This window comes from Paenibacillus camerounensis (assembly GCF_000723885.1).
Taxonomy (GTDB): domain Bacteria; phylum Bacillota; class Bacilli; order Paenibacillales; family Paenibacillaceae; genus Paenibacillus_AQ; species Paenibacillus_AQ camerounensis.
In genome coordinates this window covers 41,736-55,813 of the sequence record NZ_CCDG010000011.1, presented here as the reverse complement: position 1 = coordinate 55,813, position 14,078 = coordinate 41,736, and the positions used below count along the sequence as shown (strand labels likewise).

The 14,078-nt window shown below is 53.5% G+C and carries 10 protein-coding genes; 4 read left to right on the top strand and 6 right to left on the bottom strand.

Translation table 11 applies throughout. The features are described from left to right. Window positions 1-106: 106 nt before the first annotated feature. Together BN3772_RS04505 and BN3772_RS04500 are read right to left on the bottom strand one after the other, a co-directional pair. The gene (locus tag BN3772_RS04505; protein WP_042197127.1) at window positions 107-1,558 is read right to left on the bottom strand and encodes a 6-phospho-beta-glucosidase; all 1,452 of its coding nucleotides are present in this window, start codon (window positions 1,556-1,558) and stop codon (window positions 107-109) included. A gap of 211 nt (window positions 1,559-1,769) precedes the next feature. Next, window positions 1,770-4,364, bottom strand: coding sequence for a glycosylhydrolase-like jelly roll fold domain-containing protein (locus tag BN3772_RS04500; RefSeq protein WP_042197125.1), 2,595 nt, complete (start codon window positions 4,362-4,364; stop codon window positions 1,770-1,772). 132 nt (window positions 4,365-4,496) lie between these two features. On the opposite strand from BN3772_RS04500, the gene BN3772_RS04495 reads away from it, so the two are divergent. Next, on the top strand, window positions 4,497-5,540 hold the full coding sequence (locus tag BN3772_RS04495) for an AraC family transcriptional regulator (protein ID WP_042197123.1): 1,044 nt from the start codon (window positions 4,497-4,499) through the stop codon (window positions 5,538-5,540). A 9-nt stretch (window positions 5,541-5,549) separates the two neighbouring features. Here the strand turns inward: BN3772_RS04495 and BN3772_RS04490 are convergent, their stop codons facing one another. Further along, on the bottom strand, window positions 5,550-7,430 hold the full coding sequence (locus BN3772_RS04490) for a beta-glucoside-specific PTS transporter subunit IIABC (protein WP_042197121.1): 1,881 nt from the start codon (window positions 7,428-7,430) through the stop codon (window positions 5,550-5,552). Window positions 7,431-7,840: 410 nt separating this feature from the next. On the opposite strand from BN3772_RS04490, the gene BN3772_RS04485 reads away from it, so the two are divergent. After that, window positions 7,841-8,389 carry a hypothetical protein gene (locus BN3772_RS04485; RefSeq protein WP_042197119.1) on the top strand — a complete coding sequence of 183 codons (549 nt, stop codon included), beginning with the start codon at window positions 7,841-7,843 and terminating at the stop codon, window positions 8,387-8,389. A gap of 111 nt (window positions 8,390-8,500) precedes the next feature. Here BN3772_RS04485 and BN3772_RS04480 read toward each other — a convergent pair whose 3' ends face one another. Then, window positions 8,501-9,580 (bottom strand): LCP family protein, encoded by a 1,080-nt coding sequence (locus BN3772_RS04480; protein ID WP_042197118.1) that lies wholly within the window; start codon window positions 9,578-9,580, stop codon window positions 8,501-8,503. A 152-nt stretch (window positions 9,581-9,732) separates the two neighbouring features. Here BN3772_RS04480 and BN3772_RS04475 point away from each other — a divergent pair, with 152 nt between their 5' ends. Continuing rightward, window positions 9,733-10,701, top strand: coding sequence for a bile acid:sodium symporter family protein (locus tag BN3772_RS04475; protein ID WP_042197116.1), 969 nt, complete (start codon window positions 9,733-9,735; stop codon window positions 10,699-10,701). Window positions 10,702-10,707: 6 nt separating this feature from the next. Here BN3772_RS04475 and BN3772_RS04470 read toward each other — a convergent pair whose 3' ends face one another. Beyond that, window positions 10,708-11,271 (bottom strand): TetR/AcrR family transcriptional regulator, encoded by a 564-nt coding sequence (locus BN3772_RS04470; protein ID WP_042197114.1) that lies wholly within the window; start codon window positions 11,269-11,271, stop codon window positions 10,708-10,710. A 235-nt stretch (window positions 11,272-11,506) separates the two neighbouring features. Here BN3772_RS04470 and BN3772_RS04465 point away from each other — a divergent pair, with 235 nt between their 5' ends. Further along, window positions 11,507-13,000 (top strand): DHA2 family efflux MFS transporter permease subunit, encoded by a 1,494-nt coding sequence (locus BN3772_RS04465; RefSeq protein WP_042197112.1) that lies wholly within the window; start codon window positions 11,507-11,509, stop codon window positions 12,998-13,000. Window positions 13,001-13,154: 154 nt separating this feature from the next. Here the strand turns inward: BN3772_RS04465 and BN3772_RS04460 are convergent, their stop codons facing one another. Beyond that, window positions 13,155-13,916: a YheC/YheD family protein gene (locus BN3772_RS04460; protein ID WP_042197109.1), complete on the bottom strand. Its 762-nt coding sequence runs from the start codon at window positions 13,914-13,916 to the stop codon at window positions 13,155-13,157. Window positions 13,917-14,078 lie beyond the last annotated feature (162 nt).

Sequence of the window (14,078 nt, the reverse complement as noted above, 5' to 3'; positions counted from 1 at the left end):
TCATCTCTATCAAAAAAACACCTCCAGGGATCGCTCCGTCTAGCGGCAGAGCCTATTCCCCTGGAGGTGTCTTAAAAATCATCGTCCTATTCCTATGCAATTTATCCTAATCCAGCCCATCCACTGACAAATCCCTGCCGTTACTGGCAATCACCTGCTTGTACCAGTGGAAGCTCTTCTTCTTGCTCCGCTGCAGGGTACCGTTGCCGGCGTTGTCCTTGTCGACGTAGATGTAGCCGTAACGCTTCTTCATCTCTCCGGTGGAGGCGCTGACCAGATCAATCGGGCCCCAGCTGGTGTAGCCGATGATCTCGACGCCGTCCTCAATCGCTTCGGCCATGGCCGTGATATGTCTCTGCAGATAGTCGATCCGGTAGTCGTCGGCTACCTCTCCGCCGGGACCGAGTTCATCGGCAGCGCCCAGCCCGTTCTCGACCACAAACAGCGGCTTCTGGTAGCGGTCATACAGCTGATTGGCCGTAATGCGGAAGCCGAGCGGATCAATCGTCCAGCCCCAGGCTGACTTCTGGAGGTACGGATTATCGACCGAGCCGAATACATTGCCGCTGGTCATCCGGCCCAGAACCTCGGGGTCCGTGCTGGCAGTCCGGCTGGCATAATAGCTGAAGCCGATGTAATCCACTGTATTGTGCTTCAGCAGCTCCTCATCGCCCTGTTCCATCTCAACCGTAATCCCGTTGTCCTTAAAGAACCTTTTGGCATAGCCTGGATATGCCCCGCGGGACTGAACATCGATGAAGAAAAAGGATTCGCGGTCCTTGTTCATCGCATCCCACACATCCTCCGGATTGCACACATACGGATACGTTGATCCGGCGGCCAGCATACAGCCTATCTGCGCATCGGGAATAAGCTCATGACAGGCCTTCACCGCCAGCGCGCTCGCCACCAGCTGATGATGGGCCGCCTGATACTGGATCTTCCGCTTATCCTCCCCCTCACCAAAGACCAGCCCCGCGCCGACAAACGGCAGATGCAGCAGCATGTTAATTTCATTGAAGGTCATCCAGTACTTCACTTTGTCCTTATAGCGTGTAAACAGCGTAATGGCGTACCGCTCAAACAACCCCACCAGCTCGCGGCTTCTCCAGCTTCCGTACGTCTGCACCAGATGAACCGGCACATCGAAATGCGCGATTGTCACCACCGGCTGTATCCCGTATTTTAGCAGCTCATCGAACAGATTATCATAGAACTCTAGCCCCAGCTCATTTGGCTCAGCATCATTTCCATTCGGAAAAATCCGCGCCCAGGACACCGACACACGCAGCGCTTTGAAGCCCATTTCCGCAAACAGCGCAATATCCTCTTTATAGCTGTGATAGAAGCCGATCGCCTCATGCGACGGATACATCAGCCCCGGCTGCGGCTCAAAAGCATCCAGCTTCCCGCCCATCACAGGCCAGCGCTGCGGCCCGGACGGAATCAGATCCACCGTGGTCAGCCCCTTGCCGTCCTCCCGGTAAGCCCCTTCTGTCTGATTGGCCGCAATTGCCCCGCCCCACAGGAACCCTGCGGGAAAAGTATATTTTGACATAATACTCCTCTCTTTCTACAGATTCTTCTGCTCAAGGATTAGCTGTGACTCCAGGGAATATTTGGACTTCTGGCCGCTGTTGTCTGCAGATTTCTTGATTTATACCGCTTTTCGCGGTTGAAATCCGCAGACAAAGGCGGTCGCTTTAGCTCCTCCAGTTCCAAAATTCCCCTCCGCCACTTTCCCTTAATCTTTATTTCAAGTTCAATTCCTACCGCAGCATCACCGGACCCAGCAGCCCTGACGGCTCGTGGATCATGTACTGGGACAAGAAATCCTGTTCCTGCTTGCCGAGATTGTTCGTCACCTCAATCACCAGCCGGTTCTCGCCGACACGCAGGGCGCTCCCTACATTAAAGAGATACGGAGGGCAAATTTTGACCCCCAGCTGCTGACCGTTAAGCGTAACCTCGGCAACCTCGTATACACGTCCCAGATCAAGCACGGCATTGGCCGCAGCTGCTTCCTCCAAAGTAAACACCAGCTCATAACGTATCGTTCCGGAGAACCGCGCCTTACCCTCCACTCTGGAGATGTCCCCCAGCGAAATCAGTGTCTGCTCTGCTGAAAAAGACGGGTAAGCCGTGGCCGCAGCGAACGACACGCTCCATTCTCCCGTAACCTCAGCACTCTCAGCCAACCGCTGCGGAGCCGCCTCCGCTGCCTCCCGGCTCTCCAGCACCACAACGGACTCATACGGATGCAGCACCAGCTGAACCGCCGTTTTACCGTCAGCCTGCGACTGCGATACCGGCTTAACCTGATTGGAGAAGCCGTCATAAGCCACAACCGGACGATCCCCGCCCAGTGTCACTGTCGTTTCGATCACCTTGTAAGGATCTTCATTGAAGAACATGTATACATCGCCTTCGGCCTGACGGTAATGATAGCTGCGCAGGTACGGCTGATGCTCTGAGGTGTGCACATCGTGATGGCCCTCTTGGATCAGCTGAGCCGTAAAATGCTCCAGCCCGCATACCGCCGCCTGCTCCAGCAGCGTGCCGTCCGCCTGCTCCCCGTGTTCGTTCCTCACCGGAAGTCCGTCAATGAACTGCACCCGGATACCGGCATCCGCGAACACCTTAACCTGCTCAAGCAGCACCTGCGGCAACGCCTCGGCATAAGGGATGACCAGGGCGCTGAACGTCTGTCCGTTAATCGTATACGTGCCGCTGCCAAGCTCAGCCTCTGCAATCAGATCCGCCGGAATGACATCGAATTCGATCTGGTGCTGCGCCAGCTCCTTCGCCGGCTTCTGGAACAGCATATACTCACCCAGCCATTCCGCTTCGGCATGATACAGCAGACCAACATTAGCAACATGCTGCCCTCCGTTCAGCAGATGGCTGACCCGGTTCAGGTAATCAAACAGCACGCTCATGAACCGATACTGCGGGTTATGGCCCCGGGCGTCGAGATGCGGCGGGCAGTCGGGGTCCGGGAACTCTTTTGGCGAAAAGGCATGGGGTACAAAATGGGTCACGCCACGCACCAGCATATGGTCGGTAATCCACTTCATCAGCTTGATGCCTTCCGCCCAGCCGTAGGCCCCGTAGACCTCGCACATGGTGCGGTTCCGCTTTTTGGGATCGAGGTGGCCGAGTGAGGCGCCCATTTTGGCCAGTCCATAATGGAAAAATTCCCCGTCCCAGCCCTTCGCCGTCATCGACTTGAACGGTCCTTTGTCCATGCCGGGCATAATCTGGTTCAGCACCACGTCGATGCCGGCCATATCCTGCTCCCAGATCGCTCTGAAATAATGCCCCGCCCCGTAACCGAGCCGCGCATGCGCATTGTTGTCCTCGATCAGATGGCCGATATATTCTACGCCGTGCTCCCGGCACCAGGCCGCAAGTGTTCCGGTGAACGCTTCACCGTACATCCGGCTTACAATGTCCATATATTTGTAGCGGATGGCATGCTCTTCGCCCTCTGCCTCCACGGTTGAGAGCAGCGGCAGAAGCAGCCGTTCCTCCGCAGTGAACTGCTCCTGCAAGCCTTCCTTCCAAGGCAGCACCATTTCTGCCCGGCCGATCGAGCCGAAGGCCCCGTGCATATTGCCGAACCGCGGCTCATCCGAGAAAAATCCGGCAAACGTCCGGCCGAAATCCGCCGCATAACGGGCATAATGGGATTCGTAGACTTCATTGATCAGCACCTTTACAGCCTCAGGATCAAGCGGATTCAGATAACCTTCGGTGTGGGGCTCCCCGCCGTGGATCGTCTCCAGCAGGATGAAGATCCGCCAGTCTCCTTCCGGGATGTCCCAGTACAGCACGCCGTCCTGCTCATGGGAGCTGACATCAACAAAACTCGCCGGATCGACGCTGTTCTCACCTGTTCTCCGGGCCGCGATAATGCCTAGAATGTTGTCGTTCACGGCCTTAGGAGTAGCAGTCAGGCTCATCCGGTTGCCGGGGCTGCCCCATTTTACGAGAAAAGAGGCATCCTGCAGCGGACCGACGAAATCAAGCTGGTGGATTTTGAGGTATTTTTTGACCAGCTCGGGATGATCTGATTTGATCTTTCCGTTCGCATAGCCCGTCGGGAAATGGGAATCGTCCAGCAGCCACACCTTCATATCCCGGCGGCGGGCCTCATCCATAATAATGTCCATGTCGCGCCACCAGCCCTCACCGCAGAAATCGGGGTGCGGCCGGGATTCCACGCAGAGGGCGTGTATACCCGACTCCTGAATGTTGGCAACCGATTCTCTTAAAAGCGCCTCCGGCTCTCCATGCAGCCACAGAAAAGGAAGAACGTAGTTTTCCTGTTTATTGTCCAAAACCTCAGTAAGTCTTCTCATAAAGCTCCACTCCTGTCTAATTTCGTCTATATATATCTATCTGTTCGCGCCGGAACACGGATTATATGTTTGACTTACCAAACTTAACTTCATATAGTTAATCTTATCTTTGGACAAAGGGGGCCCCCGGCTATGCAGAGAGATGAATTAAGACGGCGGCTGTCCGAGCTGTCGGAGAGCGAGCACCGTCACCGGAAGGACCCTGACAAGGGCCTGCTCATATTCGAGCAAATGAACCGGACGGTGAATATTACCGGAAGCCCGGTGTACATTCTCGATCTGGACCCTTATTCCACCCAAGGCTGGAGAGACTCCAAATTTCCCGCTAACTCCACGAACTCTTTTCATATCAACCAGATGACGATCCGCCAGCATTCCCGTTACAGTAAAATCCCGATGCATATCCATAACTACGTGGAAATCAATTACGTCTACTCCGGCCAGTGCAAGCAGATTATCGACGGCAAACACGTTACCCTGCGGGAGGGTGATCTGTGCATGCTCGACACCAATGTGCCGCATACCATTCTCGAGACGACCGAGGACGATATTATCATCAACCTGATTATGCTGAAGCCGTTCTTCACCACTGGTTTTCTGAGCAGGCTGGCGACAACCGGGATCATTTCCAATTTCATCGTCAATGCGATCTCGCAGATTCATAATCACAACCGCCACATTATTTTTCATACCGGGAATGAAACCTCCTTCAAGGAGACAATGGAGAGCCTGATGTGCGAAACGTTTGATCCGGGCTTCTGCTCCAAAGAGATCATCGAATCCTATATGGTTATTGTGTTCAGCAAGCTGCTGCAGTCGTTCCAGGGCGGTCAGGACAAGGATTATGGCGATGATGCCGGCAGGGCCAATCTGATCGAAATCCTGAAATATCTGGAGGAACACTATAAAGACGTCACCCTGGTTTCCGTAGCCGGGCATTTCAATTTCCACCCCAATTACTTTAGCAGCTATCTGAGAAAAGCGACCGGAAGAACGTTCAAGGAGCTTGTGCAGATTCAGCGGATGACCAGCGCCGGCCTCCTCCTGACCAATACTTCGCTGACGGTTGATGAGGTGGCCGGTGAGGTCGGCTACAACAATCTCGGTTTCTTTTACAAAAAATTTGTTGCGTACTACGGCCAGATGCCGAGCGATTACCGCAAGCAGCACCGGTAGTGCAGTATGTTAGCGGATGCTCAGTACCAGCTCGCCTATCTTAACCTCGCTGCTGCGGTCTGCCTTAAGCTCAACCGATTCATGCTCGGCTGTATTTGTCACGATAACCGGAGTCGTCACCTCGAACTTGTTGTCCCGGATCATGTTCCAGTCGACAACGGCCAGCAGCTGGCCTTTTTGGACACGATCATTCTCCTGGACTTTAAGCTCAAACGGCGCACCCTTCAGCTTAACCGTATTAATCCCCATATGGATCAGCAGCTCCACACCGTCATCCGACACCATTGCAACGGCATGCTTGGAGTTCGCCACGGTGACTACCGTACCATCGAAAGGTGCGTAAACCTTATTATCTGCTGGAATGACGGCATAACCGCTGCCCATCGCACCGCTTGCGAAGGCTTCGTCCGGCACCTCGCTTAGCGGGATAATCGTACCCTGAATGGAGTTGTAGACCTGGGTTTTTGTACCCGCCTTTGGTGCTGTGCTGCTTGCCCCGGATGCTGCCGGCGCTGCCGCCGGAGTCTCCTGCTTGTCCTTGAAGCCGAACAGATAGGTGAGCACGGTTGCAATAACAACGGCCACTGCACTTGCAATGACATAGGCATAGAAGCTGTTGTCGAGCCCCTCCGGATTAATGAACATCGGAGCTGCAAAAATCCCCCCGCCGCCGAAGCCGAACATCTTCGCACTCATCGCCGCAGTGATTCCGCCGCCTACAGCCCCGGCAATTCCCGCCATGACAAAGGGCTTTTTGTACGGAAGCGAGATCCCGTAAATCGCCGGCTCTGTTACACCCATGAAGGCGGATATGGCGGCCGGACCGGCAATGCTGCGCACCTTCGCATTTCTGGATTTCAGGAACACCCCAAGCGCCGCACCTACCTGGGCAAATACAGAGGCACTCAGAATCGCATTCACCGGATCATAATGAAGCGTTGTAATATTGTTGATCAGCACCGGGATAAAAGCATAATGCAGACCGAAGATGACAATCAGCTGCCACAGCCCGCCAAGCACAACACCCGCTATAACCGGACTGAGGTTGTAAATCCACATGGTCGCATCTGCCAGCAGACTGCTTGCTTCCGTCAGTACCGGCCCTACCAGCAGGAAGGTCAGAATCCCGGTAATCAGAATGGTAAAGAGCGGTACGAAGAACAGCCGCAGTGAGGCGGGAAGCTTGCGCTCGAACCATTTCTCCAGCTTCGCCGCAACCCAGGCGGCCAGAATAATCGGAAACAGCGACGAGGTATAACTCGCCAGCACAACCGGAATCCCGGCAAACGTCAGACTGTCACCCGCATTATAGGCGGTAATGACCGCCGGATAGACCAGCGCGGCGCCGATAGCTGCCGGAATAAACGGATTGCCGTTAAATTTCCGGCCAGCCGAGAAGCCGACTATAATCGGCATGAAATAGAACAGCCCGTCTCCGAGCGCATTCAGCAGAATATAAGTGCCGTCTGTTGCCGCCAGCCAGTCCAGTGCAGTGGCCAGACCAAGCATCCCTTTAATAATCCCGGCAGCAGCCAGCAGACCGATGATCGGTGAGATAATGCCGACGATTACATCGACGAAGCGGTTAAAGGCATTTTTCTTATTGCCGGATGGCGCTGCTTCTGCATCATTCGACACGACTGCTCCGCCGAGCTGGTCCGTGACCTCTTTATAGACCTCTTTTACCTTGTTGCCGATGACAACCTGGTATTGGCCTCCGCTTTTGACCACTGTCATAACGCCGTCCAGATTATTGATCGTGTCCGTCTGGGCGGCGGATTCATCCTTAAGCGTAAATCTTAACCGGGTGACGCAATGCTCCAGGTGGCTGATATTGCTCCTGCCCCCGACATTCCGGATAATCTCCCCCGCTAATTTCTGACTGTCCATATTAGACCCTCCCTGTTTCTGAAAAAAGGATATGAAGGAAAACGCCGGCATCTGCTGCTTCATAGGATTTCATTCCAGTATGCCGATCATTCCAATTAAGCGTATAGCGTGTACCGCAGAGCGTTTACAATGAAGCTGAAGCGGATATTTCCAGGTTAGGCCTTTACCCTTGAATACCCTTACAAGGCTATGATAACAAACGGGGACAAGGTAAGGTATCGTCAGTTCTTAATCAGTTTACTTACCAAACTTAAGATTCGGTAAAGCGGTTACGGAGATACTTGGGATGTAATACAGGAGGGGTTGGGATGGCCTGTGCGGTCGGAAAAAGTTCCCAATATGCGGGGTGCGGCTGCAACCTTCCCCCTCAAGGAACCGTCAGATAAGTATTATTATGGAGGTGAACCCTAATGCGCAGAGCAGCCCTGCTTGCTCTTTTAATAATCCTTTTCCTGCCTGCCGGCAGATCGAGTGCCTTATCCTGCGCCGAATTTCCCACAGTTGAACAAGCCTATGATTATTACGACGGAATCGTGATTGGACAGGTGGATAAGGTGTCCCGGAGTAACGACGATTCCTCCAATGAGATCCATGTCACGGTTAAGCGAAGCTTCAAAACAATAACGGAGCGGTCGCTCATCCTGAAGGAGAATATCACCTGGGGGGCGCTCAACGGACCGAGCGAGACTGGAAAGGACTACCTGTTCTATCTTAAGCAGACGGACGGAGAGTGGGAAAATCCGTTATGTTCACCTTCTACGTTAATCAGCAGTGACTCTGCCGCGCCGGAGTATTTGCAGAATAAAGAGGTTGCACTGCTGCCTGCTCCGCAGCCGCCCGGAGATAACAGCACCTTGGCTGAGAATACGTCCATCGATGCCTGGACCATCGGCGGCTTAGTGGTCATCGGCATATTAACGGCTGCAACGATTGTCCGGTACCTCCGGAGAAGGGGTTAAACCTGCGTTAAATCTGTATTTGAAAAGAACACCTGTATTTAAAAAGAGGGAGCTGCTTCTCCGTTTTATGGAGAATAGCTCCCTTTTCTTGTATTGCCTTTTGAATAAGCATTATTTCAGAATACCGAAATCCCGGAGCAGCTGAGCGTTATCCAGTGCAGGCAGGCCAAGCGGGCTGCGCAGCTTCTCCAGCTTCTCCACCAGATCTTCCTGATTCGCATAGACATAAGGGCTCTTCCATTCCGATTCCAGCGTGATCAGCTCCGTTGCGGCAGGCTTCATCGTTTTGTAGTTCAGAATCCAGCTGATCAACTGATCCTTGCCGATATCCGTACGGATATTATCGCCGAGAATATCAATAATCTCGCCCAGCTTGGTTATCCCGTTCACAGAATCCAGCTTGTCGAGGATCAGATTCAGCACTTCCTGTTGCCGCTCATTCCGGGAAAAGTCAGAGGATTCCGCCGTTCCGCGGTTGGATTTGCGGTAGCGGACGAAATCGAGCACCTCCTTGCCGTTCAGGTGCTGCATCCCTTTTTTAAGATTAATATTGGTGCCGTCCGCGTTATCGACATACCGCATATCCATCGGCACGTCAATATCCAGCCCGCCCAGCTCATCGACGATACTGCTGAAGGCTGCAAAATTAACCAGAATCATATGATCAATATCCATCTGCAGCAGGCTGCCGTAAAACGCTCTTGTCTTCTGCAGGTCTTCGCCCTTGTTATGGGCATAATAATAGGCATAGTAATAGTTCGCCTTGTGCGTTCCCAGCTCACTGCTGGTGAGCTTCATATCACGGGGAATAGACAATATGGACAGACGTTTGGTAGCAGGTTCATAGACAACCGGCATAATGACATCCGTGTTCATCGTCCCGCCGCTGCCGCTTCTATTATCGACGCCGGCCAGCAGGAACGTAAGCGGCTTGTTCATCTCTTCTCCGGCAGCAGCATCCGCAGCAGCCGAAGCTTCCGGGGCAGGCGATGCCGTTCCGGCTGTTTCACTCGGGGCTGTGCCCGATGCCGAAATCCGGTCCAATGCCCGTTCAGCCTTATAATACAGTGTTCCGGCATATACCGCACCGGCAATCAGGCAAGTGCCGAGTATAGCAGACGCGGTGATCAGCACAGTGCGTTTGCGTGTTTTGCCGAGCTGTACTTTCCTTCTCTTACTCCGTTGATCCATTCCCTTCCTCCTGCTTGCTATGTATTAACTATTATAAGTCGACAACTATTATACCATACGCTGCCAGAGGTCCTCAAAAAGCATAGTCTCACATGCACGATGCGGCAAAAGGTGTATAATAAGGGAACCCTACTGAAAAAGGATGTCATAACATGCTTCTCAAGCTGAACCGCATACTTAACCGGATGATGCCGTTAATTACGCCGCTTAGTGTGCTTACCGGGGTGCTCTGCGGCAGCGCCCTGACCCCTTATACTCACTTATCCCCCTGGCTGTTTGCTTTTATGACGTTTGCCGGGAGCATCAGCCTTGGTGTCAAGGATTTCGTAAATGTACTCAAAAAACCGCTGCCCCTGTTCGTCTGTCTGTTCATCCTGCATATTGCGATGCCGCTGGTCGCTTTCGGGCTCGGAAATCTGCTGTATTATACAGATCACTTTACCATTACCGGCCTGGTACTGGCCGCTGTCATTCCTACCGGGATCAGCAGCTTTATCTGGGTCAGCATCTATAAAGGCAATACCGCCCTTACCCTCTCCATTATTCTTATTGATACCCTGCTTGCCCCGTTTATTGTCCCTGGGGTATTGTCTGTACTGATCGGAACGAGCGTGGAGATGGATACATGGGCGATGATGAGCAGCCTCTTCTGGATGATTGTAGTGCCTTCGCTGCTTGGAATGGCACTCAATGAATGGAGCAAGGGTGCAGTCGCCCCCGTCTGGAGCCCGCGCCTGAATCCCTTCTCCAAGCTGTTCATGGCGGTTGTCATTATGATTAACGGGTCGGTTATCTCGCCGTATCTGGCTAACATTGACCTTAAGCTGGTCGGGCTGGCAGCCGTAATCGTGTTCATGGCCTCCACCGGCTATGTTCTCTGCTTCCTGACCGCCAGGATACTGCGTTGGAATGAAGCTGACGAGGTCGCGCTGATTTTCAATGGCGGCATGCGCAATATCAGCGCCGGTGCCGTCCTCGCCGTATCCTATTTCCCGGCTCCGGTCGCAGTGCCGGTAGTTCTCGGCATGGTATTCCAGCAGCTGCTCGCTTCACTGGCCGGCTTCATCCTCGGCCGGCGCTCCAAAGTCAGCCATCCGGCAGACCGGACCTCAGCGGCCTAGCCGCGGTTATCGCGAGCGCAGCAGCGTAATCTGTCTGGCTAAGAACGCAGGGGTATAAGGCATATCCCTGCGCAGCCATTTGACAATAGTGCCGATTAGCGCTGCAGAGCCGTACCAGAGCGCAATATCCCGCTGTACAGCTGACTGCGGATCCCCCCCTTGGCGTGCAAGCCGCGACGTAATCATATCCTCGATCAATTTTACCAGCCTGTCTGTAAAAATCGTGCTGTGCCTAAAGGTCAATGTAACCTTATACAGCCGCGAATTAGCCTCAATATGCTTCAGCAGGCTCTCCAGCAGCGGCCACTCCTCCCCTGAAGCCTGCTCGGGATGACTGCTTACCACCTTATAAATATCCTCCACCATCTCATCCGCCATTCTCTCCAGCATATCGGGCAGGTCCCGGTAATGCAGATAAAAGGTCACCCGGTTGATCCCCGCACGCTCAGCAATACGGTTTACTGAAATCTTCTCAATATCCATTTCCTCCAGCAATTCAATCAGTGCATTCTTCAGCAATTGGCGCGTGCGCAGTACGCGGGGATCAATACGTTGCGTTTCATTATCCATCCTGTTCTCTTCACTCCCTCACCTTAAAATCAAACTACAATTCACATAAAAATGTCTCATATGATCAAGTTAGACTACAGTCCTCAAGAGACCGTCAATTACTTTACACATTTTCTGAAAACGTTGCTTGATTACACGAATTTTTCAACTATAATATGTTTTATGCTTTGTAAACTATACAACACTGTGTAAATTAAGTCCATGCAGTGTGGGTAATAGGAAAGGATGGCTCGAAATGAGTACAGTAACAGAAAATAATAATTTTATAAAAAAAGGCCCCATCTTGTTCATCATGATTTTGGGTGCCTTTCTGGCGACGCTGAACCAGACGGTTATGAGTGTTGCTGTTCCGGGGCTAATGAAGGATTTCGGCATTACCGCAGCAACAGCCCAATGGCTGACTACTGGCTATATGCTCGTTAACGGGGTACTTATTCCGATTACGGCCTTCCTGATGCAGCGGTTCACTACCCGTGAGCTGTTCCAGACCTCAATGTTTGTTTTTCTGGCAGGGACGGTTGTCTCAGCGCTCGCCTCAAGCTTCCCCGTGCTTCTGACCGGGCGGATGATTCAAGCAGCCGGGGCAGGCATTATTATGCCGCTGCTGACCAATGTCATCCTGGCCCTTTTCCCCCGGGAAAAGCGGGGCGCGGCGATGGGCATGGTCGGGCTGGCGATTATATTTGCGCCGGCAATCGGTCCGACACTGGCCGGATATATTCTGGAGCATTACAGCTGGGAGACTATGTTCTACGGTATGATTCCTTTGACGCTCATCGTCATCGTCTGCGGATTCCTCTATCTGCGCAATGTATCTGAGCGGACTTATCCCAGAATTGACCTGCTCAGTGTAGTCCTGTCCACCGCCGGGTTCGGCATGCTGCTGTACGGCTTCAGCCAGGCAGCCGGCAGCGGCTGGTCAAGCGGCGAGGTTCTGCTGGCACTGGGAACCGGAATTGTTGCGCTTGCCCTGTTTATATGGCGGCAGCTGGCTTCACAGAATCCGCTGCTTGATCTGCGCGCCTTCAAATACAACATGTTCAGCCTGACCACGCTTATCAGCGTTGCCGTTACAATCGTAATGTACGCGGATATGATGCTCCTGCCGCTCTATCTGCAGAACGCCCGCGGCTACACTGCGCTGGAATCCGGCCTGCTCCTTCTGCCGGGTGCGCTCATTATGGGGCTTCTGATGCCGGTTACAGGTAAGCTGTTCGACCGGTTCGGCGCAAAATGGCTGGCTGTCACCGGCCTGCTCATCATGATCCTCACAACGCTCGGCTTCGTGAACCTGACCGATTCGACCAGCTTCACTTATCTGGTGCTGATGTCTACCGGCCGGCGGATCGGGATGGCGCTGCTGCTGATGCCGATCCAGACTCTCGGCCTGAACCAGCTGCCGTCAAAGCTGAATGCGCACGGCACTGCCATCTCCAATACAACAAGACAGGTTGCCGGCGCTGTCGGAACCTCTCTGCTGGTTACAGTAATGACGAGCCGCACAACCGTGCACATGAAGGAGATGCTGGCTGCAGGCGGTGCTCAGGGCGGCACGCAGGAGCATATGATTATGGAAGCATCCATCCAGGGAATTAATGATGCCTACCTGGTTATCGTAGGCATTGGCATCCTTGGCCTGCTGCTCTCCTTCTTCATCAAGAAGGTCGGGCCGTCCGCAGGCTCAGCATCCGGCCGGCCGCTCAAGCAGGCTGTGACGGAGAACGCCTGAGCTGCGGAGCGCTGCCCGAGGGGGAATGTACAGAAGCAACGGTACTTTTACCGTGACTCTGTACCTCCCGGGGCGGCACCGCATCCAAAGAGAGCCCAGACGGCAAACCAGCCGCTGGGCTCTCTTTTCATATGCTATAGAACCGCCTGCTTGTTTACTGTGACTTCATCAGCTGTGCCCGCCGGTACCGCATCACTTTTTTATACATGGATTTGTCTTTAAGCTGATTGAAAATGTACGGGTCGGGCATCATGTTCACTTCAATAATCCACGGGAACAGCGACCGGTCCAGCCCTACATCCACACCAATCTGATGAATTTTCGGGTAGGTCTTCTGCATATGGGCTGCCATGCGCACACCAAGCGTGTTCAACTCCTCTGTCAGCTGGGCCAGCCGGTGTGTGGACAAATGGCTCTGGAGCAGTGCTTCGACAGCCATCGGCTTGCCGCCGCTGTGGTAGTTCGTAACAATTTTGCGCGGATGGCCCAGCCGGCCGATAATGCCGGTAGCCTCCCAGGCTCCCTTCGGACTTACCTGCACCATCACCCGGATGTCAAAGCGGCGGCTGTTATGCTTCAGCAGATGAATCCCCTTTTGAATCAGATATCTTCTGCGGCCTGCTTTCTTCGCCAGACTTTTATGGAAGGCTTCGAACGTATCAAACTGGCGGACCGTCTCCTCATACTGGTAAGTAAAGCCCCCGCGTTCTCCCCGTTCAGCCCGGATTACGCCGTTCCCGTACGTTCCCCGCTCCGGCTTGACATAGATCATTCCATAGCTGTAAATCATCTGCTCCAGGTTGCTTCTGCTGAATCTCCGGGTGTCCGGAATATAGCGCTTAATGAAACCGCTCTGCTGCAGCAGCCTGGTCTTATACCATTTACTCTGCAGAGGATCTGCCTTCTTCACCTTCACATCTGCACTCTCCTGTCCGGGTAAGACAGTCCGCCTCCCCTGATATACACGACAGTGCATTTTATGCTGCGGCTGCTCCGGTTGAATGAACCATCTGTCCAGTGGCGGCGCATTATCTTTATAGTCGCTTTTGCCCTGTCACCGTCAGCTTGCAAGGCATAC

Bases quoted from the DNA above. Each gene is read 5' to 3' on its own strand.
- BN3772_RS04485 (WP_042197119.1), top strand. From the start codon at position 7,841: ATGCGCAGAGCAGCCCTGCTTGCTCTTTTAATAATCCTTTTCCTGCCT.
- BN3772_RS04490 (WP_042197121.1), bottom strand. From the start codon at position 7,430: ATGGACAGTCAGAAATTAGCGGGGGAGATTATCCGGAATGTCGGGGGC.
- BN3772_RS04475 (WP_042197116.1), top strand. From the start codon at position 9,733: ATGCTTCTCAAGCTGAACCGCATACTTAACCGGATGATGCCGTTAATT.
- BN3772_RS04470 (WP_042197114.1), bottom strand. From the start codon at position 11,271: ATGGATAATGAAACGCAACGTATTGATCCCCGCGTACTGCGCACGCGC.
- BN3772_RS04505 (WP_042197127.1), bottom strand. From the start codon at position 1,558: ATGTCAAAATATACTTTTCCCGCAGGGTTCCTGTGGGGCGGGGCAATT.
- BN3772_RS04500 (WP_042197125.1), bottom strand. From the start codon at position 4,364: ATGAGAAGACTTACTGAGGTTTTGGACAATAAACAGGAAAACTACGTT.
- BN3772_RS04465 (WP_042197112.1), top strand. From the start codon at position 11,507: ATGAGTACAGTAACAGAAAATAATAATTTTATAAAAAAAGGCCCCATC.
- BN3772_RS04495 (WP_042197123.1), top strand. From the start codon at position 4,497: ATGCAGAGAGATGAATTAAGACGGCGGCTGTCCGAGCTGTCGGAGAGC.
- BN3772_RS04480 (WP_042197118.1), bottom strand. From the start codon at position 9,580: ATGGATCAACGGAGTAAGAGAAGGAAAGTACAGCTCGGCAAAACACGC.